Source organism: Rhodococcus sp. NJ-530, assembly GCF_003860625.1.
In the GTDB taxonomy this organism is placed as follows: Bacteria; Actinomycetota; Actinomycetes; order Mycobacteriales; family Mycobacteriaceae; genus Rhodococcus_F; species Rhodococcus_F qingshengii.
Map to the genome: position 1 here is coordinate 1,385,261 of NZ_CP034152.1, position 25,799 is coordinate 1,411,059.

20 protein-coding genes are annotated in these 25,799 nt (G+C 61.3%); 16 read left to right on the top strand and 4 right to left on the bottom strand.

The features are described from left to right. The first annotated feature begins 838 nt into the window (after positions 1–838). The 11 genes from EHW12_RS06445 to EHW12_RS06495 all read left to right on the top strand — a co-directional run bounded on the left by EHW12_RS06445 (position 839) and on the right by EHW12_RS06495 (position 13,981). The gene (locus EHW12_RS06445) at positions 839–2,362 is read left to right on the top strand and encodes a sugar transferase (RefSeq protein WP_064114236.1); all 1,524 of its coding nucleotides are present in this window, start codon (positions 839–841) and stop codon (positions 2,360–2,362) included. Next, positions 2,349–3,674 carry an O-antigen ligase family protein gene (locus EHW12_RS06450; RefSeq protein WP_125050422.1) on the top strand — a complete coding sequence of 442 codons (1,326 nt, stop codon included), beginning with the start codon at positions 2,349–2,351 and terminating at the stop codon, positions 3,672–3,674. The genes EHW12_RS06445 and EHW12_RS06450 overlap by 14 nt, the downstream gene beginning before the upstream one ends. A 1-nt stretch (position 3,675) precedes the next feature. Then, a complete protein-coding gene (locus EHW12_RS06455) occupies positions 3,676–4,887 on the top strand; it encodes a glycosyltransferase family 4 protein (RefSeq protein ID WP_070162074.1) in 1,212 nt (403 codons plus the stop codon). Continuing rightward, on the top strand, positions 4,884–6,095 hold the full coding sequence (locus tag EHW12_RS06460) for a hypothetical protein (protein WP_054187552.1): 1,212 nt from the start codon (positions 4,884–4,886) through the stop codon (positions 6,093–6,095). The genes EHW12_RS06455 and EHW12_RS06460 overlap by 4 nt, the downstream gene beginning before the upstream one ends. Further along, entirely contained in the window at positions 6,092–6,988 is an 897-nt protein-coding gene (locus tag EHW12_RS06465; protein WP_064114237.1) for a glycosyltransferase, read from the top strand. The genes EHW12_RS06460 and EHW12_RS06465 overlap by 4 nt, the downstream gene beginning before the upstream one ends. Beyond that, positions 6,985–8,151: a glycosyltransferase family 4 protein gene (locus tag EHW12_RS06470; protein WP_054187550.1), complete on the top strand. Its 1,167-nt coding sequence runs from the start codon at positions 6,985–6,987 to the stop codon at positions 8,149–8,151. The genes EHW12_RS06465 and EHW12_RS06470 overlap by 4 nt, the downstream gene beginning before the upstream one ends. Before the next feature lie 5 nt (positions 8,152–8,156). Further along, entirely contained in the window at positions 8,157–8,951 is a 795-nt protein-coding gene (locus EHW12_RS06475) for a WecB/TagA/CpsF family glycosyltransferase (RefSeq protein WP_054187549.1), read from the top strand. A gap of 97 nt (positions 8,952–9,048) precedes the next feature. After that, on the top strand, positions 9,049–10,080 hold the full coding sequence (gene gmd, locus EHW12_RS06480) for a GDP-mannose 4,6-dehydratase (RefSeq protein ID WP_007726640.1): 1,032 nt from the start codon (positions 9,049–9,051) through the stop codon (positions 10,078–10,080). Beyond that, positions 10,077–11,045 (top strand): GDP-L-fucose synthase, encoded by a 969-nt coding sequence (locus EHW12_RS06485; protein WP_054187595.1) that lies wholly within the window; start codon positions 10,077–10,079, stop codon positions 11,043–11,045. The genes gmd and EHW12_RS06485 overlap by 4 nt, the downstream gene beginning before the upstream one ends. A 55-nt stretch (positions 11,046–11,100) precedes the next feature. Then, positions 11,101–12,426: a UDP-glucose/GDP-mannose dehydrogenase family protein gene (locus EHW12_RS06490; RefSeq protein WP_054187548.1), complete on the top strand. Its 1,326-nt coding sequence runs from the start codon at positions 11,101–11,103 to the stop codon at positions 12,424–12,426. Between the two features lie 130 nt (positions 12,427–12,556). Next, positions 12,557–13,981: a polysaccharide biosynthesis tyrosine autokinase gene (locus EHW12_RS06495; RefSeq protein WP_054187547.1), complete on the top strand. Its 1,425-nt coding sequence runs from the start codon at positions 12,557–12,559 to the stop codon at positions 13,979–13,981. Here EHW12_RS06495 and EHW12_RS06500 read toward each other — a convergent pair. Beyond that, a complete protein-coding gene (locus EHW12_RS06500; RefSeq protein WP_003943651.1) occupies positions 13,953–14,477 on the bottom strand; it encodes a protein-tyrosine-phosphatase in 525 nt (174 codons plus the stop codon). The two genes, EHW12_RS06495 and EHW12_RS06500, sit on opposite strands and share 29 nt — an antisense overlap. A 108-nt stretch (positions 14,478–14,585) precedes the next feature. Here EHW12_RS06500 and EHW12_RS06505 point away from each other — a divergent pair, with 108 nt between their 5' ends. After that, the gene (locus EHW12_RS06505; RefSeq protein WP_125050423.1) at positions 14,586–15,905 is read left to right on the top strand and encodes a UDP-glucose/GDP-mannose dehydrogenase family protein; all 1,320 of its coding nucleotides are present in this window, start codon (positions 14,586–14,588) and stop codon (positions 15,903–15,905) included. A gap of 148 nt (positions 15,906–16,053) precedes the next feature. Beyond that, on the top strand, positions 16,054–17,730 hold the full coding sequence (locus tag EHW12_RS06510; protein ID WP_241199116.1) for an Hsp70 family protein: 1,677 nt from the start codon (positions 16,054–16,056) through the stop codon (positions 17,728–17,730). A gap of 9 nt (positions 17,731–17,739) precedes the next feature. Here EHW12_RS06510 and EHW12_RS06515 read toward each other — a convergent pair whose 3' ends face one another. Both EHW12_RS06515 and EHW12_RS06520 read right to left on the bottom strand, forming a co-directional pair. Further along, entirely contained in the window at positions 17,740–19,002 is a 1,263-nt protein-coding gene (locus tag EHW12_RS06515) for a YibE/F family protein (RefSeq protein WP_003943628.1), read from the bottom strand. A 508-nt stretch (positions 19,003–19,510) separates the two neighbouring features. Further along, positions 19,511–20,764: a pyridoxal phosphate-dependent aminotransferase gene (locus EHW12_RS06520; RefSeq protein ID WP_125050425.1), complete on the bottom strand. Its 1,254-nt coding sequence runs from the start codon at positions 20,762–20,764 to the stop codon at positions 19,511–19,513. Positions 20,765–20,840: 76 nt separating this feature from the next. Here EHW12_RS06520 and EHW12_RS06525 point away from each other — a divergent pair, with 76 nt between their 5' ends. Next, on the top strand, positions 20,841–22,781 hold the full coding sequence (locus tag EHW12_RS06525) for a prolyl oligopeptidase family serine peptidase (RefSeq protein WP_125050426.1): 1,941 nt from the start codon (positions 20,841–20,843) through the stop codon (positions 22,779–22,781). Here the strand turns inward: EHW12_RS06525 and EHW12_RS06530 are convergent. Further along, positions 22,771–23,703, bottom strand: coding sequence for a hypothetical protein (locus EHW12_RS06530; RefSeq protein WP_125050427.1), 933 nt, complete (start codon positions 23,701–23,703; stop codon positions 22,771–22,773). The genes EHW12_RS06525 and EHW12_RS06530 overlap by 11 nt on opposite strands. 245 nt (positions 23,704–23,948) lie before the next feature. Between EHW12_RS06530 and EHW12_RS06535 the strand changes: the two genes are divergently transcribed. Together EHW12_RS06535 and EHW12_RS06540 are read left to right on the top strand one after the other, a co-directional pair. Then, entirely contained in the window at positions 23,949–25,127 is a 1,179-nt protein-coding gene (locus EHW12_RS06535; protein WP_125050428.1) for a DUF6745 domain-containing protein, read from the top strand. A 45-nt stretch (positions 25,128–25,172) separates the two neighbouring features. Then, positions 25,173–25,628 (top strand): hypothetical protein, encoded by a 456-nt coding sequence (locus EHW12_RS06540; protein WP_003943690.1) that lies wholly within the window; start codon positions 25,173–25,175, stop codon positions 25,626–25,628. The last annotated feature ends 171 nt before the right edge of the window (positions 25,629–25,799 follow it).

Here is a 25,799-nt window from a genome sequence, read left to right on the forward strand (position 1 = left end):
ATAGACATCGGTAGCGGTCGCACCGCTTTGCAGCCGAGCGGCTGCGCAACTCGCATGTCCCTAATTGGGCTGTGCTGCACCTATTTCAAGACATCACAGGCGATCGCTGGCGGTCTACACTCCTCCTTTTGTATGTCTGAATTCTCGGTGTCGCCCGATCGTAGGTTCGCGCAATGCCGGCCAGGAGTAGGTAAGACGCCCAGAGGCGAAGTGTCGAACAATCGTCCAGGGCTGAGTCGACGCTGAGCGCATCAAAGTATGGATTGCAGAGTGTTTACCAACCGCGTGCTGGTTTCCGTCCAAACGCGGAGCCCAAATGGGCTAGGCGATGAAAACTATAGGTACGCAATGTTAATGGTGAGCAATGTTCACTCCTTCTTGTCGGAGGGTGAATAACTGACGTCAATGCTGGCGTCGGGAAGAACTTCGGAAAGCGCTATTGCCACGCTGTCCGGAATGTGGCAAACTCCTCACTGGTACTGACCAGCTAGCCGAAGAGTTGCCAAGATGTGAGTCCTGGCAATATCGAGGCCGGCGACGTCAGCGGGCGAGGAGAAATCGCCGATCGTCCTGTGTTTGGGTTGTTAGTGGACTCTGTTTCAATCATGGGGTGTGAGCTGCGGCAATGCCGCAATAATCGACAGTTGGGCCGAGGCCTGACAATAGTCGCCGGGTTAACTGCAAGGCGCACGTAATGCGACCATACGCACTGAACGCAGCAATGCGGAGCAGTTGCTTCGCTGTCGAAGTTTCGGGAATCGGCAAGGCGGTCCGATGGACCTCGGCCGGTGAACATCTTCAGGCCGAATTCTGTGCATGGGGAAAGGTTTCTGAACACATGACGGTTCTCGAGATGGCCGCGCCCACGAAAGAGCGGCCACAACAACACCGACGAGTAACGCCGGAGAGGGCCGGTGGAGTTTCCGCACGCAGGAAATGGCAATCTGCGTATCTTCGTCGTCTGGCGATCACCGACACGATCATCGTTGCGGCAGTTGTGTTTCTGGCTCAATGGTGGCGATTCGGTAGCGACGCGGATGTCGTCGACGGTGAAGCATTCGGCCATTTCAGCTACACCGCACTGTCTTTCGCCCTGATTATCGGCTGGTTTGCCGTACTGAGGGTATTTCGGACCAGATCTCCTCGCGTGATCGGAAGCGGCCCTGAAGAGTACCGATTGATCGCTGTCGGAACGCTCCGCCTGTTCGGACTGATTGCGATCGCCAGCCTTCTCCTTCACCTGGAGATCGCGCGCCTGTACCTTGCCGTGGCGTTTCCGATGGGATTGACCGCCTTGATCGCGAGTCGTTGGATCTGGCGACGGGTGATTGCTCGTGAGCGAGCCCGAGGTGAATTTCGAACTGCCGTACTTGTGGTCGGTGTGCGAGGGGCGGTTGTCGATCTTGCACGCAACCTCGAGCGCGACGATGCCCATGGATACCGAGTTGTCGGAGTCTGCGTACCCGGCTACGGAGGAGACGTGGGCGAAGTTGTCACAGTGAACGGTCGGGACATTCCGGTGCTCGGAGACGAGCACAGTGTCACCGACGCACTCGAACAGGTCGGTGCCGACACGGTGGCGGTGACGGCGTCGGAGCGACTCGGACCGGAAGGGCTGCGCAAGCTGGCCTGGGATCTCGAGCGCGATCATGTGGACCTTGTTGTCGCACCGGGGATTCTGGATGTGTCCGGGCCGAGGCTCTCGATGCGCCCGGTCGCTGGATTTCCGCTGATCCATGTCGAGCGTCCGCGCTATCACGGCGCGCAGAAGTTCACGAAGACGACCTTCGACATCGTCTTCTCAACCGTGGTACTCGCCGTGATCAGTCCGGTGCTACTGGCGGCTGCGATCGCCGTCAAGCTCACGAGCAAGGGGCCGGTTCTGTACAAGTCCGAGCGGATGGGGTTGGACGGTCAGCCGTTCCCCATGCTCAAGTTCCGCTCGATGGTCCAGAATGCGGATTCACAGGTCACGGCGCTGATGAAGGAGAACGAAGGCGCCGGAGTGCTTTTCAAGATGCGAGACGATCCGCGTGTGACGACGGTCGGTCGATTCATGCGCCGATACTCGATCGACGAGTTGCCCCAGTTCGTCAATGTCCTCCGGCGTGAGATGAGCGTTGTAGGCCCGCGGCCACCGCTTCGGCGCGAGGTCGAGATGTACGACGACGCGGTCAGTCGTCGGCTACTGGTCAAGCCCGGTGTCACCGGCCTGTGGCAGGTCAGCGGACGTTCTGATCTTTCGTGGGAAGACACTGTCCGCCTGGATCTTTCCTACGTCGACAACTGGTCGATGATGGGTGACGTCATGATCGTCGCGAAGACGCTCAAGGCGGTGGTGGGAAGTGATGGCGCCTACTGACAAGAAGGCGGTACCGGCGCCTTGCGAAAATGAGGCACTGAACAATCCGCCGATCTTGCGAACGGCATTGGTGATCGCGGTCATCGGCGCGAGCGGAGCCTTTCAGGCGTACACGCAGAGGACAGCGCTCGGATCGTTGCTCGTACACGGTTCGGCCGTTCTTTCGGCGACAATTGCGTTGGTCTACTTCCTCGACCGGCGATTCTCACGCAATACGACGTGGCCTGTCTTCACGCTTATGATCTCGGCCGGCGTCCCGGCAACCAGCTGGTACTGGTCGACACTGCCCCGGAACTCCGCCGTCGCCGGCATCGTCGTCGTGTGCCTGGCGATCACGGGAATCATCGTCGCCCGTGAGTTGACCTTCGCGGTGCGAGTGCGGACTGTTGCCCTCACCTTGCTGGTACTTCTCGTGCTGTCGTTGATGGTCGTGTTCCTCGATCCTTCGACTGGCATCGACGTGGACACCCGCGCCGTTGCTTATCGCGGAATCTTCACGCACAAGAACACTTTGGGACGAATGGCTGCCATCGAAGTTGTACTTGTCGGTGTCATGCTCATGCTTCCCGACGTCAAGCGTATTCCGTGGGTGGCGGCGCTGGCTGTCGCCGGCATCGTGTTGTTCGAGGCCCGGAGCCAGACCGGTCTCGTCGCTGCAGGGATTGCGCTGGCGACAATGGTTGCTCTGAGGTGCTTTCGACGGACACCGAACGCTCACCTCGCCTCGACTGTGATCATCGGCCTGTACCTCGGGGCGTCCGGCGCGATGAAGGTGCTCGGACCCGATGTCGCGGCGCTACTCTCGCGAGATGTCACGCTGACCGGCCGGTTACATCTCTGGACGGTATCCGACTACTACGCCGAACAGCGGCCTCTGCTCGGATGGGGCTTCGGCTCGGTGTGGGCGCCGGACAGTGCAGTGGGGCAGATGATTCGGTCAATGCTGTCCTTTCCGGCGACCAGCGCACACAACGGAATGCTCGACATTCGGCTGCAGATCGGTTGGATCGGATTCCTGCTGCTGTTGGCCGGCTATTACCTGCTTCTGAGCACGGCGCTCGGGCGAGCCCGCAGCAGAACGGAGTACATCGCCGTCGTCGCGATCATGGTTCTCGTCTTCTCGATGGACTTGACGGAGTCGACGCTCTTCTTCGGCGCCATGTGGCTGATCGCATGGGTCTTCCTGGCGCCGTACGGACCCTCGACCCACCGCTCTCACAGTGCGGGCAACGCCGAGTTGTCGATCCGTGGGGTTCGTGGCGACAAGAACGACGCGTACAGGTTCGCTCCGGAGCGAAGAGGAGGTCACTGAGATGTACAAGTCGTTCGATGTAGCGCGTTCGAAGCCTGAAGTGAACCCGACGTCCGCCGGTGGATTCACGCCGCCGAAAGCCTTGATGTTCCATGCGATCTATCGGAATCCGGGTGGTGAGGAGCAGAGCTTCGCCAACGAATCCAAGCTCCTGAAATCGATCGGATACGAGACGGTTCAGTGCACCACCGAGAATTCCAAGATCTCCCGGGGACCGTGGGCGGCAGTCACCGCAGTGTTCAGTCCTCGCGTACTCGTCGATGCGTTGCGCATCATCCGTTCGGAGCGCCCCGACGTCATCTACGTGAACAATCTCTGGCCGGCGTTCTCGGCTTCGTTGCTCGTGGCCTTAAGAGCCGCCGCAATTCCTACGTTGCAGGCGGTTCGGAACTATCGCCTCGCCACACCGTCAGCCAAGTTGCGCGCAGATGGCACGTGCACCGAATGCGGTTCCACCAAATACTTCACGAGTTGTGTCCGCAACGGATGCTACGGAAACAGCCGACTTCAGAGCCTTGTCTGCTACCTGAGCGCTACGGCGGTCAAGCTGAGCGTCTTTGGGTGGAAGCAGCACAGGTTCGTCGCAACGAGCGCGATGACAGCACGTCTGGTCGAAGGACGACTGATCAGTTCTGGCCGCGTCGTGGTTCGTCCGAACTTCGGATTCGAAGAAAATGAACCCGAGTTTCGGAGCACTGATTCGGTTGTGTGCGTCAGCCGACTGACACCGGAGAAGGGCGTCCTGGATTTGGTGCGCAACTGGCCGCAGGGCGCTGGAAGTCCCTCGCTCACAGTTCTCGGTGACGGACCGCAGTACGGCGAGATCTCCAGCATAAGCGCAGCTCTCGACAACGTCACGCTGGCCGGATTCACTTCGCACGAAGATGTGATCGAGATACTTCGCGACAGTGCGGCGTCCGTGGTGCCGTCTCAATGGGCAGAACCGTTCGGACGCGTTGCGATCGAATCGATGTCGGTTGGCACCCCGGTCATCTACGCAACCAACGGTGCACTCGCGGACATCGTCGGACCGGGCGGAACGCCTCTCCATACCTTGGAAGAGTCGTCGATACGCGAGGCCCTCGATCGAATCTTCGGAGCGGACGATCGATCGGCGATACGCAGATCCGCTTATCGTCACTACTCGAATCGCTTCACATCGCGCAAAGCGGCGACGTCGATGCGTGAGCTCATCGACGAGGTGAGATCGTGAAAGATCGCACTCGGCATGTGACATTCATGGCCGATCAAGGGCTTTCGAGCGTCCTCACTTTTGTCGTTCTCACCTCGGTGGCACGACTCGGTGGTCCGATCGAAGTCGGCCAGGTTGCCGTGATTCAATCGGCGGGTCTGTTGGCACTGGCACTGGGGAGAGCGATCGGCGTCGACGTCTGGCTGTCGCGAGGGGCGGGGTCCGACGAGCGTGGACCGGCGTTGGCGCCCACGATCGTGCTGGCGGCGGTATCGGTGACATCGGTGTGGGCACTGTTCGTGATCGCCGGCTCGGACTCGATGAATCTCACGGTATACGCCTTGGCTGCAGCTGGTTTCGTGGTGTTGGACGTGATACGCACGATGCTGATGCACGACGGTGCGAGTTGGATCTCTGTGTCGATACAGATCGTGACACTCTCGTTCGTCCTTATTGCAGCTTTCCTGGTCGAGAATCTGACACTTGCACTCGTGACCTATACGGTCGGTGTCTTCGTCGCGCTCGCTCTCGGTCACGCATCCATGCGTCTGGTACCGCCGGTACCGTCGATCAGGTACTCGCGCACTCACCGATATAGATCAGTGCCGTTTGCGATCGAGATATTGATGGGATCAGCTGCTCAGCAGGCGATGTTCTTGATACTCACTGTGGTGGCGTCGATCTCGATGATCGGTGAGATCAGAACTGCCCAGACACTGCTCGGTCCGCTGTCCTTGATGTTCGCGGGCATCTCGCCAATTCTGATGCGTAAGTTCGGCAGTGGTGTCGAAGCGATGAGCCCGAGCGAGTGCATGGCACTCGGCCGCCGAGTGGGCTTGCAGATCTTCTGGGTTTCGATCATCTGCGTTTCGCTGATCTGTCTCACGCTCGAGATTCGACTCTCGGGAGTGCGATTGATGGATCATCTGGTCGGGCCGCACTTTCCGAACTTGATACCGGTCATTCTGCTGTGCGGGTTGGCGGTGGCGTTCAACGGGATTCTTCTGGGCGTCGGTACCTCGATCCGCGTCGTGGACAAGACCGCAAACCTCAACACATTTCGCGCCATGCTGTTGCCTCTACAGTTTCTGATCGTTCTCGGGGCGGGACTGACCGACAGCGCCGTATACGTCGCAGGAGCATTGGCCGTGTCGGCGTGCGCCAGCGCGAGCGTCGCACTTCTGGTTTCGATGAACCGTGACGCCCGACCGAAAGTTGACCTCTCATGAAGAATCCCAACGGCGTCGTAGTGGCGATTCTGACCTTTCGTCGTGAATCGGAACTGGCTGTCTGCATCGAGAGCGTCCGGGCATCGATCCAGGCTTCCGGTGCCTCCGCCCAGGTCGTAGTAGGCGACAACGATCCGGAATCCACCACGCCGACGTATGTTGCCGACGGGATCGAACGACTGCATCTCGGATTCGGCGGGGTATCTCCGGCGCGACGTGCGCTGGTCGATCTCGCCCGTGCACGAGATCGTCGTTACATCGTCTTCGTCGACGACGACGAGTACGTCGATGTCGACTGGCTGTCGAATCTCCTCACCTGCGCCGCAGATTTCGACGCAGGTGCTGTGGCCGGTCCTGTGATTCCGGTGGGTCTGCCTGCCTCGGAACTTCCATTGCACACTCGCGTTCGCCATTCGACCGGCACCCCGGTTGCGTCTGCAGGCGCTGGAAATCTGTTGTTGGACCTGAAGGCTTTGAACGGCTTGAACTTCAGTGACGACTGGGATCTACCTGGCGGCGAGGACACCGAGTTCACGCTCAGGATGAGCGCCGGCGGTGTCCGGTTGGTGTGGTGCGACGAGGCGCTTGCGTACGAACCGGTAGACGAGGATCGGCGTCGGGATTCCTGGCTCTTCGCCCGGTATGTCAACAACGGACGAATCCTCGCGGTCTGTCAGGGACAGCTCGAGCTGCCACTGTTGGCGGCTCAGAGTGCCAAACGCGCTCTGCTCGTACTCGCGTCGGCGACGTTGATCCCCGTTGCCTTGATCAGTCCACGGATCAAGCGCGTGGTTCTCGACAACGGTGCACGCAACATCGGTTGGTTCTCAGAGCGATTCAGCCGCAGCGATTCTCGGACGCCGCGCGCACAGAGGCTGGTGGTAGCGCGATGACACGGTTGTTGATGACGGCATACGCCTGCGATCCGAATCAGGGGAGTGAATCCGGTGCGGGTTGGGCGCTTCTCTCGGCAGCTTCCGAACTGTGTGAGTCGATCACGGTGGTGACTCGCTCCGGTGAGGCTCCCGCATTGGAATCAGAGTGTGAACAGCTCGGTTGCGAGGTTCGTGTCGTGCGAATAGCGACTTTGCCCGCGGAAGAAGCCGGATCGTACGGTCGATACCTCCGATGGCTCTGGCACACTTCACTGTTCGTTCGGCGTGAAGCGGCAAACTTCGACGTCCTGCACCATGCAACTTTCGCCTCCGACTGGCTGCCCCCACCGGTGCTGTTCGGTGGAGCCGGCGGAGTACGACTGGTATGGGGGCCTGCTGGGGGCAACACCTACCCGCCGATGCGGCTCGCCAAGCGCATCGGTATGCGGTATCTGGCATCCACGGTAGTTCGAACCTGCTCGACGAAAGCCGTTCGGTCACTGACACACATCTTCATGTCCGGACGAGTTGACACTTTCATCGCGATGAACTCCGACAGCGGACGTGGCGCACCGCGGGCACGCAATGTCGTCGTCCAACCCAATTGTGTTCTGGGCTACGACGGAATCGAGAAGCAAGCGGTACCCAGACCGAAACGAAGACTCTTGTTCGTAGGAAGACTGTTGCAATACAAAGGAATCGACCTGATTCTGGATGCGCTCGAGCAGCTGGGTACCGAGTGGTCCATGACCTTTGTCGGGGAGGGACCCGCCCGCGGGCGGATCGAGAAGTCGCTTCCGTATCGGCGCGGTCAGATCACGCTTCGCGGATGGCGCGACAGATCGGAAGTGGTGGGCGAGATGGGGGCCTCCTCCGCTCTGCTCTTCCCGAGCATGCACGATTCGGGCGGCTGGGTGGCGGCCGAAGCGGCTGCGGTGGGCCTGCCGGTGGTCTGTTTGGATCTCGGCGGTGTGCCGACACTGGCAGGTAGGAACGCCGTGACGATCCCGGTTGCTCCGGCGTCGACTCTCGCCTCTCGTATCGCTCGATCGATTGTCGAGACCGAGCTTTCTCTCTTTGAACCGCAACGTGATTGGACTCGGTCCCGGTTGACATCGGTCTTGTCGCGCAGCTACGGCCAGTGCAATGAACGTCGACAAACGAACTCGGAAAAGTGGTGAGACAGATGAGCAGTCCGTTCGAGGTCATCGAGGTGGGTGGCATTCCGTTTGCCGCGACCAATCTCGAGAGAGCTACCGATTGGGTGGTCAACGACAGACGAGAGGGAGCCGGAACCGGAGTCTCCGTGAGGTTGTCGAATTCCTACTGCGTGTCGGCGGCGCACAGTGATCGCGACTACTCCGCGGTTTTGAAGGGTCCCGGTGTGAACTTCGCAGACGGAACCCCGGTCAGCTGGGTGATGCGCCTGATCGGCGGCACCGCCGATCACGTCGGTGTTCGACCAGTCCGGGGTCCGTCGTTCTTCGAGGCCACCCTGGACAAGGGACGCCGCTACAGCCTTCGTCACCATTTTGTCGGCACGACAGAAGAGACGTTGGGTCTCTTGACGGATCGAGTCGAGGAGTTATACCCGGGAATCAAGGTGGCCGGCACATATGCCCCGCCGTTTGCCGCGTTCAGCAAGGAGTTCGTCGACGACATCATCGCGAAGGTCGATCCGACGTCACCGGACATCGTGTGGGTCGGTCTGGGTGCGCCGAAGCAGGACTTTGTCACGAAGGCGATAGCGGATCGAACCGACTACGTGGCCGTCGGTGTCGGCGCGGCCTTCGACTTCTTGGCCGGAACTGTTTCGGAGGCACCATCTTTCGTCCAGAACTCGGGTTTCGAGTGGTTGTATCGACTTGTATCCGAACCCAAACGTCTGTGGCGGCGCTACCTGTTCGGTAACTCGACATTCATACGGCTGGCATCACGTGACATACGAAAAGTCTTCGGCCGTTTGGGGGGACGCGCATGAGCGAGATCAAGACTGCCGAGCGATTCGGAGGACTACGGACCACAACCGTGGTTTCGCAACTATCAGGCGGGCTGTCCCGCAACGGAAGGAACGCAGGATGAAACGCGCACTGATTACCGGAATCACGGGGCAGGACGGCTCTTACCTTGCCGAGTTGCTGCTCTCCAAAGGCTACGAGGTTCACGGACTGATCCGTCGATCCTCGACGTTCAACACTTCGAGGATCAACCACATCTACGTTGACCCGCACGATGCGGATGCTCGACTTTTTCTTCACTACGGTGACCTCAGTGACGGAGCGCGCCTGGTGACACTACTCGCGCAGATCAAGCCGGACGAGGTGTACAACCTCGCTGCGCAGTCTCACGTCAGGGTCAGCTTCGACGAACCCGAACACACCGGGAACACCACTGGCGTCGGGTCGATCCGACTACTCGAAGCGGTTCGGATGGCCGGACTCGACTGCCGGTTCTACCAGGCGTCGAGTTCCGAGATGTTCGGTGCCACACCGCCACCGCAGAACGAGGAGACACCGTTCTACCCACGTTCGCCCTACGGTGCGGCGAAGGTGTACTCGTACTGGATCACCAAGAACTATCGTGAGGCATACGGGATCTTCGCTGTGAACGGAATTCTGTTCAATCACGAATCCCCGAGGCGTGGTGAGACATTCGTGACGCGGAAGATCACGCGCGCGGTCGCACGCATCCAGGCAGGTATCGAGGATCATCTGTACATGGGCAATCTCGATGCGATTCGCGACTGGGGATATGCGCCGGAGTACGTGGAGGGAATGTGGCGCATGCTGCAGGTCGACGAGCCTGAGGATTTTGTGCTCGCCACCGGTGGCAACTACTCGGTGCGCGACTTCCTGACCGTCGCGTTCGAACATGCAGGTCTGAACTGGGAAAACCACGTTCGATTCGACGAACGGTATCTTCGGCCGACCGAGGTGGACGCACTGATCGGGGATCCGAGTCATGCCGAGCGCAAACTCGGTTGGAAGGCCGGCGTGCACACACCCGAACTGGCCCGGATCATGGTCGAGGCAGACATCGAAGCGCTCGAACACGAAGGGCGACCGTGGATCGACACTCCGGCACTTCCCGACTGGTCGGCGACGCGATGAGTGATTCATTCGCAGCGCGACCACTCGATCGAGGCGCACCGTTCTACGTGGCCGGCCACCGAGGTCTGGTCGGCTCTTCGGTGTGGCGACACCTGGAATCTGCGGGCTTCACCAGGTTGCTCGGAAAGACGTCGGCCGAACTCGATCTACGTGACCGGGAAGCTGCTTTCGATTTCTTCGCCCGCGAAAAGCCGACCAACGTGATCCTCGCAGCAGCAAAAGTTGGGGGGATTGCGGCGAACAGCACTTTCCTCGTCGACTTCCTGTCGGAGAATCTGCGCATCCAGGTGAACGTGCTCGACGCTGCCCTCGCACACGGCGTCGAGCGTCTCCTGTTCCTCGGATCATCTTGCATCTACCCGAAATTGGCACCGCAACCGATCAAGGAGGAATACCTGCTCACCGGGCATCTCGAGCCGACCAACGACGCCTATGCAATAGCAAAGATCGCGGGAATACTCCATGTTCAAGCTGCCAGGCGGCAGCATGGTCGCCCCTGGATCTCAGCTATGCCCACCAACCTGTACGGCCCGGGAGACAATTTTTCGCCGCACGGATCGCACGTACTTCCCGCCCTCGTTCGGCGTTACGACGAGGCGCAGTCGTCGGCAGTCCAGTCGGTTGTCAACTGGGGGAGTGGCAATCCGCGACGTGAATTCCTGCATGTCGACGACTTGGCGTCGGCGTGTCTGCATCTGCTCGACAACTACGACGGTGCATCGCATGTCAACGTCGGAACCGGCGAGGACCACACAATTCGTGAGATCGCTTCGATAGTCGCCACGGAGGTCGGATACACCGGAGAGACGCGGTGGGACACCTCGAAGCCGGACGGAACGATGCAGAAACTGCTGGACGTGAGCATGATTCGGAAACTCGGATGGCGGCCGACAATCGGATTGCGCGAAGGAATCGCGTCGACGATCTCGTGGTACCGCGACAACATCGGTGCCGTACGTACCTGAATCACTTTTCCCATCAACACACTTCGCACACTCTCGAGAAAGCAGATCGAGCAACATGAGCACTCGCATAGCAGTATTCGGCACGGGATACCTGGGCGCGACACACGCGGCCTGTATGGCCGAACTCGGTCACGAGGTCCTCGGAGTGGATGTCGATGCGGCAAAGCTGGAGAAACTGGCAGCAGGTGAAGTTCCGTTCTACGAGCCAGGGTTGGGCGAGGTCCTACGACGAAACATCGATCGAGGGCGACTGAAGTTCACGTCGTCGTACGAGGAAGCTGCAGAATTTGCGGACGTGTTCTTCCTCGGGGTCGGTACGCCGCAGAAGAAGGGTGAGTTCGCCGCGGACATGGTCTACGTGGATGCCGTGATCGAAACGCTGGCGCCGCTGCTCACCAAACCCGCGGTCATCTTCGGAAAGTCCACGGTACCGGTGGGCACCGCGGAACGGCTCGGTAAGCGCGCGCGGGAACTGGCACCGATCGGTGACAGCGTCGAAGTCGCGTGGAATCCCGAGTTTCTCCGTGAAGGATTTGCCGTCCAGGACACGTTGCACCCGGACCGACTTGTGCTCGGAGTCGATCGAAATGTCCGCGGTCGAGCGGAATCTGTTGCGCGCGAAGTTTATGCAGAGCTACTCGATGAGGAGATTCCGTTTCTCGTCACGGACCTTGCGACGGCGGAGTTGGTGAAAGCGTCAGCGAACGCTTTCCTGGCCACCAAGATCTCGTTCATCAACGCCATCTCCGAAGTGTGCGAGGCTGCGGGCGCCGACGTCACAGTGCTCGCCGACGCGATCGGGCACGACGTTCGGATCGGACGTCGATTCCTCAACGCGGGAATTGGTTTCGGCGGAGGGTGTTTGCCGAAGGACATCCGCGCCTTCATGGCTCGCGCCGGTGAACTCGGTGCCGACCAAGCATTGACGTTCCTGCGCGAAGTCGACAACATCAATATGCGCAGACGTACACGCATGGTCGAACTGGCGCGGGAGGCATGCGGATCGCTTCTCGGTGCGAGAGTCGCAGTTCTGGGTGCCGCGTTCAAACCGGACTCGGACGACGTTCGTGATTCGCCGGCGCTCAACGTCGCGGGTCAGATTCAGCTCCAAGGTGCTGCAGTGAACGTGTACGACCCAAAGGCCATGGACAATTCGCGCGCGCTGTTCCCGACGCTGACCTACTCGGCAAATGCATTGGAGGCCTGCGAAGGTGCCGATGTCGTCCTGGTATTGACCGAGTGGCTCGAATTCTTGAAGTTGCAGCCGTCCGATCTCGATTCGTTGGTTCGCAAGAAAGTGATCGTCGACGGGCGCAATTGCCTTTCCCCCGACGCCTGGCGAGGCGCAGGTTGGAACTACCGCGGACTGGGACGCCCGTGAGCACAGGACGTCTCGTCCGTCGCAGCTGATCTATATCGAAATTGATAAAGCCCGGTTCGCCCTCGCGGTCCGACCGGCAAAGACCGCTCAGACCCGCAGTGGACATGCGTGAGCCGAAGGAGACATCAAGATGGAAATTGTCGACTACCTGAAGATATTGCAAGCCAGATGGCGAATCGTCGCTGCTGTAACCTTGCTCGGAATCCTCGGAGCCCTTGGCGCTTCTCTTCTTTCGACGCCCGTTTACCAGGCCTCGACGAGGCTGTTCGTTTCGACGTCGGCGGGTACCTCGGTCAACGAGGCACTGCAGGGCAGTCAACTTTCACAGCAGCGAGTTCTGTCCTATACAAAACTCCTGACCGGCCGAACACTCGCACAGCGGACGATCGACGAACTGGGACCGAGGGTGGTCGGCGGGATGTCGGCTGACGAGTTGGCCTCCAAGGTCACTGCGACGTCGGCGCCCGACACTGTGTTGATCGACCTCGCAGTCAAGGACGCGTCACCGGAACTCGCACGCGAGATCGCGAACACTCTCTCATCCGAATTCGTGGCATTGGCAAAGGAACTGGAGACACCCGAGAACGGCGGAACACCGCCTGCACGTGTGGTCGTCGAACAGCAGGCTCAACAGCCGACTGTTCCGGTGTCACCCAAGACTTCGCGCAACCTCGCGCTCGGCGCGGTGGCGGGACTGGTTGTGGGGATCGCGCTTGCGTTGATTCGTGATCGACTCGACAACACGGTGAAAGATCGTCGAACTGTAGAAGAGATCGCGGGTTCGGCGATGGTGGGCACGATCCCGTTCGACAAGGACGTCGAAGTCAATCACGCGATCGCTTTCAGTGACGGAAGTTCCGTGAGTGCCGAAGCCTTCCGTGAGTTGCGCACCAACCTTCAGTTCCTCGAGGTGGACCATCCGCCGCGTGTCATCGTCGTCACGAGTTCGCTTCCCTCCGAAGGTAAGACGACCACGGCCGTGAACATCGCTCTCGTCTTGGCGGAGGCCGGCAAATCAGTGTGCCTGATGGAAGGCGACCTCCGGAAGCCGCGAGTATCGAAGTATTTGGGATTGCTCGGAAGTGTCGGCGTCAGTTCGGTGCTCTCCGGTCAAGCGACGCTGGACGATGTGCTTCAGCCGACCGAGTTCGACGGGCTGACAGTGCTCGCCTCCGGACCGATCCCGCCGAACCCGAGCGAACTACTCGGCACGGACACGGCCAAACATGTTCTCGAGGAACTGCGGGCGCGATACGACTACGTCATCATCGACGCCTCGCCGTTGCTACCCGTCACGGATGCCGCGGTCCTGGCCGCGATGTCGGACGGTGCCCTGGTGATCGCCCGACACGGCTCCACGAAACGCGATCAACTGGCGCGCGCGGTCGGAAACCTACAGAGTGTGGGTGCGCACGTCCTGGGCACTGTCATCACGATGACGCCGTCTCGCGGACGCAATGCGTACGAGTACAGCTACTACTACGAGTCGGACAAGTCGCTACCGCAGTTGACCGCGGTGCCCGCGCTCAACGCTCACCGAAGCGAAGTCGGCTGAGCAGCGGGCCGAGGAGATCGGCGATCTCGAGTCCGATCTCGTGAAACACGTTCTCTTCCTTACCCATCGGATCCATGACGTCCTCGGGTTCGGTGGCACGAAATCGGGGTCTGGCGGCGGCGAGGTCCTCGACAGTTCCTGCATCTGCGAGCGAGCCCAACCGTGCGGCTTCTCGAAGTGTGAACGTGCGCTTGAGCCGCGCCGGAGCCATCGCCAGGACTTTGTCTCGCTGACTTTCGGTCATCGTGAGAATGAGGTCGGCGTCCGAGGCCAGCGCTGCTGTCATGCGTCGGGCTTGAAACTCCGTGGGGTCGCCGCCGAGCCCCGCGAGAACCCTCGCAGCAGTTGGCTCGATCGGGTGTCCGACCATCGCCCGGGTTCCGGCACTCGAGGCGGTGAATCCGGTGACCCCGGCTTCGGCGGCATAAGCACGTGCAAGGCGTTCGCCCGTGGGTGATCGGCAGATGTTTCCCGTACAAACGAAGAGAACGTGCATGGCAGAAGCATAGGTTGCACACGCGACGCACTCGTCGTACGCCCGATGTTGGTTTCGCGCCCACCTGGCGTACGCGTTTCGGAAAGTTCGGACGCATACCAACAACACATGAAGATGACCGTGTTCGGAACGGGATACCTGGGGGCGACCCACGCAGTGTGTATGGCCGAACTTGGCCACGACGTGCTGGGAGTCGACATCGACCAGTCCAAGGTCGACAAGTTGTCTCGTGGGGAGGTCCCGTTCTTCGAGCCGGGTCTGACCGACATGCTGGAGAAGAATCTGGCGTCGGGTCGGCTGCAGTTCACGACTTCCTACTCCGATGCCGCGGATTTTGCGGACATCCATTTCGTCGGTGTGGGGACGCCTCAGAAGAAGGGGGAGTACGCCGCAGATCTGAGTCATGTTCATTCGGTGATCGACATGTTGGCGCCGTTGTTGCGAAAGCCTTCGCTGATAGTCGGGAAGTCGACGGTGCCGGTAGGCACGGCAGCGGCTCTCGGCGAGCGACTCCGAGCGAATTCGCCGGCGGGTGGCTCGGTAGAGGTGGCCTGGAATCCGGAGTTCCTGCGTGAAGGACACGCGATCGCGGATACCTTGAGCCCTGACCGGTTGGTTCTGGGGATCGATCGTGACCGGCCGGGAAACGCCGAAGGCGTTCTTCGCGAGGTGTATGCCGAGATACTGGGCGCGGGGGTGCCGTTCCTCGTGACCGATCTGGCGACGTCCGAGTTGGTCAAGGGATCTGCGAACGCGTTTCTCGCGACCAAGGTGTCCTTCATCAATGCGATTGCGGAGGTGTGCGAGGCGACCGGCGCCGACGTCACGATGTTGGCCGACGCTCTCGGGTACGACGCTCGGATCGGTAGACGGTTCCTCAATGCGGGCTTGGGGTTCGGCGGTGGGTGCCTGCCGAAGGACATTCGGGCGTTCATGGCACGCGCCGGGGAGTTGGGTGTCGACCAGGCGCTGTACTTCCTCCGCGAGGTCGACAGCATCAACATGCGACGACGGACAAAAGCTGTGGAACTGGTGACGGCAGCCTGCGATGGCAGTTTGCTGGGAGCTAACGTGTCGGTGCTGGGAGCTGCGTTCAAGCCCGAATCCGACGATGTGCGCGATTCGCCTGCGCTCAACGTTGCAGGAATGATGCAGTTGCACGGGGCGGCGGTCACCGTTTTCGATCCGAAGGCCATGGATAATTCTCGCCGACTGTTTCCCACCCTTCACTACGCAACCTCCACGTCAGAAGCTTGCAGGAATGCTGATGTGGTCTTGATCGCCACTGAATGGGACGAGTTCGCCTCACTCGTGCCCGCCAATTTGGAACCACTCGTTCGGCGGCGGGTGATCGTTGACGCCAGAAATTGCCTCGATCCGGACCTGTGGCGCGCCGCCGGTTGGAACTATCGCGGATTGGGGCGGTAGGTCGAACGTCCAGGTAGCGAAAAAATAGCTGCGAGAAGGCCTTAGGTGAGATGCGCGAACCTCGCAGACCATGCCCAGTGGGTAGACTTCCGGCCGGGAATGACGGGGTCTGGTGACGGAACCCGTCGACGGTCGACGAAGGTGGATCATGAACTTGGTTTTGGGTGTGACGGTGGGAGCCAGCGCTGTGCGTTTGGCGCGCCCGGGGACGCCCGACCACAGTGGTCCGGTGTTCCGATCCAGAGCGGTCGATCGAGGCCGCGAGATTCCGGAGGAAGTGGCAGCGGAGGCAACCGGCGTGGCCTTGACCGAGAATGCCGACCTCGGCAGCAATACGGTCGTCGCCTACCGGGATCAAGCGCAGGCCGGAGCACTCCAAACAGCGTTCGAACAGAACGGCATCGACAACTTCGAGCTGGTTCCCGAAGTAGTCGCGACGCTTCGAATGCTCGAGGAGTCCGGTGCGTTGACCGACCAGAGCACACTTGTCGTCGTCGACATCGGTAGTTCTGGATCGACGATCAGCATTGTGGACAGGCAGATGCGGTCTACCGTCGTCACCGCCCGGTCGACGCGGGTCAGTGGAGATCACTTCGACGAGCTCGTCTACTCGGATCAGACCGTGCGTCGCCGTATAGCTACGCCGGCCGACCCGGGCGGCGATGCCGAACTGCAGGCGCGATGCCGACTCGCGAAGGAACAGCTGTCCTCACGAAGTGCGGTGTGCCTGCCCGGCCCCGGCGGGCTTCTCCTGCTGTCGCGGGAAGTTTTCGATTCGTTGGTCGTCACGTCGGTGGAGGCCTTCGCACGCGAGATACGAGAGGTCATCGCAACGTCCGGCCGTAACCCCGACGCGATTCTCCTGATCGGTGGCGGTGCACGCATTCCGATCGTGCGGGCGACCCTCGCCGCGTGGCTGGAGTGCCCCCTCATCGCGCCCGAGCAGCCGGAACTCGTGACTGCGCAAGGCGCTGCGCTGATCGCGGAGTCGTCGATGACGCCATCGGCGCGCGCGGTATCTGCCCCGGTTCAGGTTCCGGCTGTAGCGCCGATCTTTGCGCCGTATCCGATCCACACCCCGGCGGAGGTACCCGTTCCGGTTCAAGCGTTCAGCCACGGAGGGGTCGCAACGCTCGCGGAATCGGAGCGGCCAAATGCCTTGTCCGAAGTCACTTCCGGCACGAAGTCCGTTCCGCAAGAACAGGTGCCGAGCCCTTACGCGGCGGAACTGCCTCAGCCGCGACCGAACCGACACGAGCAACGATTCGATCCGGCCGCAGATCTCGTGGTCGCCGACAGCGACCAGGCCACGGACGGATTCGGCACAGAACGTGACGCAGACACCGAGGCCGTGATGGTTGACGCCCAGGCGTACTCGGCGATGTACGAAGGCGAGGGACCCGGAGCAGGAACCGCACACCCGTCCTGGCTCGCCGGGACACAACCCGTTGAATCGACATCCAAAGAGCCGAGAAACCCGCTACGGTTTGCGGGCCTCGGCGCCGGTGTGATCGCGGCGATCGTGATCGTGGGGTTGGGATTGGGCTACGGAGGAAAGGTCTTCGATTCCGAGGACGCCGGACCCGTGGCAACCGAGGTGACCACGACGGCACCGACGACCACGACTACTCCGCCGCCGACGACCACAACGACCCCGCCCCCGACGACGACGGAGGAAGCCCCTCCGGTCGTCGAGGCTCCGCCAGTCGTGCAGGACACTTACGTGCCTCCCGCGCCCGCGCCCGCGCCGCCACCGCCGGCGATCTACATCCCGGGGCTTCCGCCGATTCTGTTGCCGGTTCTCCCACCGATTCCCGGACTCTGAGGCTCGTTTTCAGCGTTTGGAGTGTCGGCCACCTGACGTGGGGCCGGCCTTGACCGCACTACCGGGTGGCCGAGCCAGAATCACAGCGATAGCAGTAGTGAGCGGAACAGATAGAGCCAGAGCAATCCCGCCGACCGCGGACCGTACGATTTCGATCGCTACAGCGTCACCGACCAGGACGTCCTGAAGAGGGCGCCCGCTGACGCTGAAGAGCAGTAGCAGTGGCAGCGCCCCACCCGCGTACGCGAGAACCAAGGTGTAGACCGTGCTGGCGATGTGATCACGTCCGACCCGCATCGCACCGCCGAAGACTTTTCGACGGGACGCATGCTTGTCGAGTTCGGCCAACTCGAATGCCGAGGATGCCTGGGTGATGGTGACGTCGTTGAGAACGCCGAGCGAGCCGATGATGAAGCCCGCCAGCAGCAGGCCGGTGATGTCTATGTGCTCGATATAGGTCTGAACATTGGTGTTCTGCTCTTCAGACAAACCGGTGAGGTGTGTCAGTTCAATGCAGAGGTAGGAGAGAACCGCGGCGAGCACCATGGCGGCAAGGGTGCCGAGCAAAGCAGAACTGGTCTTGAGTGAGACCCCGTGCGCCAGATAGAGAACCGCGTACAAGATCACCGCCCCGGCGACCAGCGCAACCGGTATCGCAGGCTTGCCGTCGAGCAGAGCGGGTAGGAGAAACCCGACGACTACGCCGAAGGCGATCACCAGGCCGACGAGTGCGCGCAGCCCTCTCCACCGTGCGACTGCGATGATGACGACGGCGAACGCGATGACGATCAACGCCAGCGGGAGCCCACGCGAATAGTCTTCGAAGGAGTACTGCGTGTTTCCGTTCGGGTCGGTCTGACGCACCAGGCGAATGTGGTCACCCACGCGAAGGTCCGGCTGACCGGCGCCCGGAATGACCTCGAGCAATGTCTTCGTTCCGGCATTCGGCCCGGATTCGATATCGACGATACTTCGCTGGCACTGGTAGGCGGAGGTAGGCGGCGGTTGCGGGGCACCGACGAATACCCTTCCGGCGGAGGAACTTCCGCAGTCACCGAGATCCTGCATCGTGACGGTGCCCGCCTCGGTTTCCACCGAGCTGCCGTCGGCATTCTGGAAGGGGAGTGGGACGGGAATGGTGTTCTTGTCCGGCCACAGTGCGACAGCTGCCGCGACGACGACCATGCCGATGACGACGAGCAGCCCGATGACGACGCGTGATGCGGTGGGGCCGATCTGAATGGGGCCACCGTGGCCATGGCCGTGACTCATCGGAAACTGAGTGTCGGACTGGGGATTTGCACCGGTGCAATGTTATCGGCTCCGAAGCCAATGGTCAGCTTCTGACGGCAGTGTCGGTGAAAGGCAGTGTCGCTGCAAGGCAGAGTCGGCGAAAACCGGTGCTACCGATGAGGGGTTGTGAAACTGGGATTGGTCGAGCTGGGTGGCGGGGAACAGGGGGGTTGTCCCCGCCACCAACCTGGTATCCACAGGGGGGGGAGGGATACCAGGTGCTCGCGGCACCGAAGTGCTGCTAACTAATGTACCCAATTTCAAACCGATTTGGCGCGTTGTCCAACTACCAATTTCGCAACGAATCACGTACCGGTTGGACCGTTTTCACATCGGGGCAGGTCACTAAATAGTTAAAGAGTCAATCAAACCGCATGGTTTGCGAAAAATGTGACCAAGGTCGCACAAATGCCCCGCAGTTTTACGTTTACGGGGCATTTGTACAACGAATTGTTTACTCGATTTCAGCCGGATTCAGCGTGAGAATCTACTGTTTGTAACTGGTGAGGAAGTTGCCGAATCGCTCGATGGCCACGGCGAGATCTCGGGCCCACGGAAGGGTGACGATCCGAAGGTGATCGTGATTCGGCCAATTGAACCCGGTGCCTTGAACCATCAGGATCTTCTCCTGGAGAAGTAGGTCCTGAACCAACTTCTCGTCGTCGTGGATCTCGTAGACGTTCGGATCCAGACGAGGGAACGCGTAGAGCGCGCCGCGAGGCTTCACACACGAAACGCCCGGAATCATGTTCAATCGCTCCCAAGCGACGTCGCGCTGCTCGAGCAGGCGGCCGCCGGGCAGGATCAGGTCTTCGATGCTCTGGTGACCGCCGAGGGCGACCTGAATGGCGTGCTGTCCGGGGACGTTGGGGCACAGACGGGTCGACGCCAAGAGATCGAGTCCCTCGAGGAAGCCGGCCGCGTGATCCTTCGGGCCCGTGATCGCCACCCAGCCGGAGCGGTAGCCGGCGACGCGATAAGCCTTCGAGAGGCCGTTGAACGTCAGGCACAGCAGATCAGGGGCAAGTGTTGCCAGCGAGATGTGCTTGGCTTCGTCGTAGAGGATCTTGTCGTAGATCTCGTCGGCGAGCAGCAGAAGCTGATGCTTGCGTGCCAGATCGACCAACTGCTGCAGAACCTCCATCGAGTACACCGCACCCGTGGGGTTGTTCGGGTTGATGACGAGGAGAGCCTTGGTCTTGTCGGTGATCTTGGATTCGATATCGGCGATATCGGGATTCCAGTCGTTGGCCTCGTCGCAGAGATAGTGGACGGGCGTGCCTCCGGACAAGCTCGTCATCGCAGTCCACAGGGGATAGTCCGGTGCTGGGATCAGAACCTCGTCGCCGTTGTTGAGGAGGGCCTGCATGGTCATCGTGATCAGCTCGGAAACACCGTTGCCGAGGTAGATGTCGTCGACGTCGAGCTCGGGGAAGCCGGGAACCAGCTCGTAACGCGTCACGATTGCGCGCCGCGCCGACAGAATGCCCTTCGACTCCGAATAGCCCTGTGCATAGGGCAGGGCGGCGATCATGTCCCGCATGATCACATCGGGGGCGTCGAATCCGAACGGTGCCGGGTTGCCGATGTTGAGCTTGAGGATCCGGTGTCCTTCCGCCTCCAACCGGGCGGCATGCGCGTGCACCGGTCCACGGATTTCGTACAGGACGTTCTGGAGCTTCGACGACTGCTCCAGCTCGCGCTGCGGCTGACGGTGGCGGACGGGTTCTGGTGTGCTCACGAGTTACATGATTCCACCACTGTGCAAGTGCATTGTCGGGGACCGTGTCGCACGCCCCGTTGGCTATTGTCGAGCGATGACCCCCAGCGAGCAGATTGCAGCCCCGTACGGATCGTGGACTTCTCCGATCGGAGCAGCTGATCTGGCTGCAGGTGGGCACCCTGTCGAGGGCGGACGATACGTCGGTGACGAGATCTGGTGGGCTGAACTTCGTCCGACCGAGGGTGGTCGGACCTCGATCCGTCGATCCGGTCTCGACAACCAACCCGTCGACATCCTCCCCGCGCCGTGGAACGCGCGAACCAGGGTTCACGAGTACGGCGGTGGCGCCTGGACGGTCACCGAGTCCGGAAAACTGGTCTTCAGTGAATTCTCCGATCAACGGGTGTACATCCTCGAAGGAGTCACTCCACGGGCTCTGACGCCCGAACCGGCGTCGCCGGCCGCGTGGCGATACGCAGACCTGCAGATCGTGAACGGCGAGGTGTGGGCGGTTCGGGAAGCGCACGCGGAGGACGGGGCGATCACTCGCGATATCTGCGCGATTCCGCTGGACGGTTCCGGCAAGATTCGCTCGATCGTCGGCGGCTCGGACTTCCTCTCGTCACCGAGGCTTTCGCCGAGTGGAACCAAGATCGCCTGGATCGCATGGAACCATCCGCAAATGCCCTGGGACGGTACCGAACTGAGGGTAGCTCCACTCGTCGACGGCGTCGCTCAGGCGTATTCCGTGCTGATCGGCGGACTTGAAGAGTCCGTCCTTCAGCCGGAGTGGATCACCGACGACGAACTCTACGCAATCAGCGATCGCAGCGGCTGGTGGAACATCTATCGCGTCGGCGGCAAGATCATCCCGACCTGCCCGCTGAATGCGGATTTCGGTGGCCCACAGTGGCGCTTCGGTGCGCGCTGGTTCGTCGAACTCGACAACGGGCACCTTCTCACCGCACGCACCGTCGGAACCGACACGCTGGCGGTACTCGACCCGGCGTCGGGGGAACTGCGCGACATCGCGATCCCGGGTGTCACCAGCATCGGCCTCATGCAAGTTCGCGGCGATCGGTTACTGCTCATCTCGGGAGGCGCGAAACTGGCGGGCGCGCTACGTGAACTGGACCTCGGTACCGGTGAACTCACCGAAATCCGTTCGTCGGTCGAAGAATTGCCCGAGTCTGCCTATCTTCCGGAAGCGCGAGCCGTCGTGGCTCACGGACACGGGCGAGAAGTTCACGCCGTTGCTTATCCGCCGCGCAGCCCGCGATACAAAGGGCCCGACGATGAACTGCCGCCGTACGTCGCGTTTGTTCACGGTGGGCCGACGGCGCACGTCGCACCGGCCCTCAACCTCGTCTACGCCTTCTTCACCAGCCGCGGAATCGGTGTCGTCGATGTGAATTACGGCGGGTCGACCGGTTACGGGCGTGAGTACCGTAATCGATTGCGCGGTCAGTGGGGTGTCGTCGACGTGCAGGACGTCGTCACCGCCGTCAACGGGTTGGCCGAGCAGGGGCTCGCCGATCCGGCCCGCCTTGCCATCGAAGGCGGATCTGCCGGTGGTTGGACCGTTCTGGCCGCACTGACGACGTCCGATGTGTTCGCTTGTGGTGCCTCCTATTTCGGCGTGGCCGAACTGGACCTGTTCGTGCAGGAAACTCACGATTTCGAATCGCGTTACGTCGACGGTTTGATCGGCCCGCTGCCGGAATCTGCCGACCTGTACGCGGAACGTGCTCCACTCAACAACGTCGACGGGTTGAACTGCCCGGTGTTGCTTCTCCAGGGTCTCGACGATCCGATCGTGCCACCCTCGCAGGCGGAGCGATTCCGGGATGCTCTGGTGGCCAAGGGCATTCCGCACGCGTACCTGGCCTACGAGGGTGAATCTCACGGATTCCGCAAGCAGTCGACCATCATCAGCTCACGCAACGCCGAGCTGTCCTTCTACGGGCAGGTGCTCGGATTCACTCCACCCGGCATTCCGACGCTCGAGCTGTGGAAGCCTGCGATCAGTAGCTGACGGCCCCGCGGCTGCGCGCGAAGGCCGCCAGGATCCGACTTGCCACCAGTGACGGGGTCGACAGGTCGGCCCACGTCCACCTCGCGACCTCCCACCCTGCGTCACGGAGTCGGTCTTCGCGGAGCTTCTCGTTCCAGAGCGCGTCCTCGGGGCTGCGACCGGCTGGCACCAGTCGGCCGTACTTGATGCGGCCGTCGAACTCTCCGATGGTGCGCTGCTCACGCCACAGGAAGTCGACGCGGCCGGCGAACCCTCGAGCGTCGTGGATGTCGACCTGGGGTTCGGGGAGCGGCAGGTGTTCGTGCAGGAACAATGCGAGGCTCCGTGATTCACCGACGCTTTCGATACGGGAGTCCATCGCGGTGAGCGCGTGGAGCGCATGTCGATGGCGCGGATGGTTCGGGCTGAGTGCCAGCGAGGCTGCAACCGCGTCCTTGGTCAACCTTGAACGGTGCAACGCTGAATTGCCCACGACGAGAGCCTGTTCGAAAGTGAGTGTCCTCGCGAGATCCGCAACAGTTCGTGCCGGAGTCGTGACGCGCAGCCCATCGACTTCGGTGATCTCGTTGTCCGCCAGCCATGTCGAGTGCACATGACGTCGAGCGGACTTTCGGCCACCACCTCGCCGGTTCCGGGACAGGTGAACGACGTCGAGCGGAGTGTTCCAGAGTTCGAAACCGTGCAGAACCGCAGCCGAGACGTGGCTGACAGTGGCACCGGGTGAAGCGGCGCAGGCCACGGCCTCTGCCCGCAATCGATGTCGTCCGTATGCGTCGAGGCGGGACAGGTGGCCGCTGTCCACGTACGCACCACGATGGATTCTGGCCCAGGTTCCACTAGCGCAGGCCTGTCGGATCTCGGCATCGGTGCGACCGATCGACAGTTGGTCCGGCCTGCGGATGATATGTGTCTGTTCCCCCATGTCGATCGATCTTGCTGCGCCCGGCGATGGAAAGGAAGCCGTGACCCCGGGGGTGTGGATAGCCGTGAGTGAACACCACTTGTCCACAGTTCGAACCGGTTTCGCGTCGCTGGAGAGGGTGTTCGGTATGGGGAAACGGTGGCAGGTTCCCGGTGTCGCGCTCTAGGAAACCCTTGCGTCCGGAGCGTTCGCGTGCCAGGCTGTTCAACTATGACTACAGGAAAGGCGGACACCGCCACCGTCGCGTGAGCGCCGCACCGATTCGCTCGTCGGCATCACATCGAGCGACATTGCCCGAGAACTTCAATCTCTTCGATGAAGACAGTCTGGCCCTGGAAAAGATCCGCGACGTGTGGCTCGAACGCGGATTGTGTACTCGTCCTGCTGATAGAGACACCGCAGAAGCCTCTGTCGCGCAACTGTATCGGCGCTCCGGGCTCCCGAAACCGGAGTTCGTCTGGGTCCCGTCGCCGTCTGCTGGTTCGGACCTGATCGTCACCGAAGGACTGTCGACCAAGATGTCATTGGACGGCACCGGCCTCGACTGCGCTTCCGGGTATATCGCGAGCATGTTTGCGGCATCGCGCCGACGCATGGACGCGCGGATCGAACGTCGGAGAACTGGCTGGCAGATGGAACGCCGGCAGGGGGAGCGCCTGGTCAGGGCGTCCATTTGGGAATCGTTGCACACCACGCTGTTCGACGGCGTCGCAGCTGCGATACGAACGATGTCGACTCGGGTGGCCGGGGAAGTGACCTGGTACGGGCAGCAGGACGCACATCGAATCGCGTACTACGACACATGTCATCGATTCGGTCTTGCGACTTTCCGCTCGGAAGACCGTGAACTCCTCGACGTGCAGACCGCACTGGCCGACTCGACCGGGTGGTGGTGGGCGTTCGACGACGTGTGCATCATGGCGGAACGACCCACCGCCTTACATGCCGAACCGATTCCGGGCAGCGCGCAGGGAGCACGGCGCTTGCATCATTCTGATTCCCCCGCAATCGAATTCGTAGACGGTACAACGGCGTTCGTTCTACACGGAGCGATCGTTCCAGAGTGGGTAGTGCTCGACCCCACCGCCGAACGCATCGCGCACGAGCGCAACGTCGAGATCCGTCGATGTGCAATCGAGCGGATCGGGTGGGATTCCTACATCGAGCTGGCGGGCCTGACACTGGTCGACCAAACCGACGATCCCGGTAACGCCGGTTGCCTGCTGCAGCTCTACGCGTCGCCGGAGGGCTGGGGTCGAAGTGGACGGATTCTCCTCGCGGTCAACGGTTCTCTCGAACGCGACGGGCATCGGCGTCGATACGGCCTTCACGTACCCGGATGGTTTACCTCCGCGTTGGATGCCGCCGGATGGACTTACGGCATCACCGGTACCGACTATTCCCGTCTCGTTCGTCGAACCTGAATCTCGAACCCTCTACCCTCAATCCTCAAACCTTGGGTGATACTTATGAACTCGAACATGACCTTGTCCGCTCTCACCAGCCTCACCGGCCTCGATGTCTTCGACTACCTGGACCAGGAAGTGTCCATTCCTGTGATCGACGGACTTCAGGCGCAAGGCGATCTCATCGTGATCCCGTTTTCGCTGCTCGCAAATATCGTGGCGCCTCTGCCATGGACACGCTCTGTGAGAGTGCCGCTCTCCGGCGTGGAACTGCTGCGAAGTGCGGCGGGAGGGAACCCCCACAGTCTGGTTGCAGACGAAGGGGAGTGCACGTGGTCGACGCCGGTGAAAGATGCTCGGGGCCTTGCACTCGGCATGCTCGACACCCGAGTGACCGCGTACCTCATCCACCCGGAGCACGGCGCGACCGGCATCGCTCCGGGACGATACGTCATCGGCCGGCAGCAGGAAAGGGGCGTCGGGCGTGCGCGCGGTGCGGTGATGCTTGTCGCCGATTGACACGCCGGCCTCGAGTTGGCGGCGGAGTGAGCACCACTTGCACAGGGCGAGCACCGGTTTCCGTGTGCTGGACGGTGTGTCGGGTCGAGGGAAAGGGTGCTCGGTCGGCAAAGGCTCCCGCACAAACACGAATGCCCTCACCGTGACGGTGAGGGCATTCGCGTGTGGTGC

Bases quoted from the DNA above. Each gene is read 5' to 3' on its own strand.
- EHW12_RS06445 (WP_064114236.1), top strand. From the start codon at position 839: ATGACGGTTCTCGAGATGGCCGCGCCCACGAAAGAGCGGCCACAACAA.
- EHW12_RS06450 (WP_125050422.1), top strand. From the start codon at position 2,349: ATGGCGCCTACTGACAAGAAGGCGGTACCGGCGCCTTGCGAAAATGAG.
- EHW12_RS06455 (WP_070162074.1), top strand. From the start codon at position 3,676: ATGTACAAGTCGTTCGATGTAGCGCGTTCGAAGCCTGAAGTGAACCCG.
- EHW12_RS06465 (WP_064114237.1), top strand. From the start codon at position 6,092: ATGAAGAATCCCAACGGCGTCGTAGTGGCGATTCTGACCTTTCGTCGT.
- EHW12_RS06470 (WP_054187550.1), top strand. From the start codon at position 6,985: ATGACACGGTTGTTGATGACGGCATACGCCTGCGATCCGAATCAGGGG.
- EHW12_RS06475 (WP_054187549.1), top strand. From the start codon at position 8,157: ATGAGCAGTCCGTTCGAGGTCATCGAGGTGGGTGGCATTCCGTTTGCC.
- gmd (WP_007726640.1), top strand. From the start codon at position 9,049: ATGAAACGCGCACTGATTACCGGAATCACGGGGCAGGACGGCTCTTAC.
- EHW12_RS06485 (WP_054187595.1), top strand. From the start codon at position 10,077: ATGAGTGATTCATTCGCAGCGCGACCACTCGATCGAGGCGCACCGTTC.
- EHW12_RS06490 (WP_054187548.1), top strand. From the start codon at position 11,101: ATGAGCACTCGCATAGCAGTATTCGGCACGGGATACCTGGGCGCGACA.
- EHW12_RS06495 (WP_054187547.1), top strand. From the start codon at position 12,557: ATGGAAATTGTCGACTACCTGAAGATATTGCAAGCCAGATGGCGAATC.
- EHW12_RS06500 (WP_003943651.1), bottom strand. From the start codon at position 14,477: ATGCACGTTCTCTTCGTTTGTACGGGAAACATCTGCCGATCACCCACG.
- EHW12_RS06505 (WP_125050423.1), top strand. From the start codon at position 14,586: ATGAAGATGACCGTGTTCGGAACGGGATACCTGGGGGCGACCCACGCA.
- EHW12_RS06510 (WP_241199116.1), top strand. From the start codon at position 16,054: ATGAACTTGGTTTTGGGTGTGACGGTGGGAGCCAGCGCTGTGCGTTTG.
- EHW12_RS06515 (WP_003943628.1), bottom strand. From the start codon at position 19,002: ATGAGTCACGGCCATGGCCACGGTGGCCCCATTCAGATCGGCCCCACC.
- EHW12_RS06525 (WP_125050426.1), top strand. From the start codon at position 20,841: ATGACCCCCAGCGAGCAGATTGCAGCCCCGTACGGATCGTGGACTTCT.
- EHW12_RS06530 (WP_125050427.1), bottom strand. From the start codon at position 23,703: ATGGGGGAACAGACACATATCATCCGCAGGCCGGACCAACTGTCGATC.
- EHW12_RS06540 (WP_003943690.1), top strand. From the start codon at position 25,173: ATGAACTCGAACATGACCTTGTCCGCTCTCACCAGCCTCACCGGCCTC.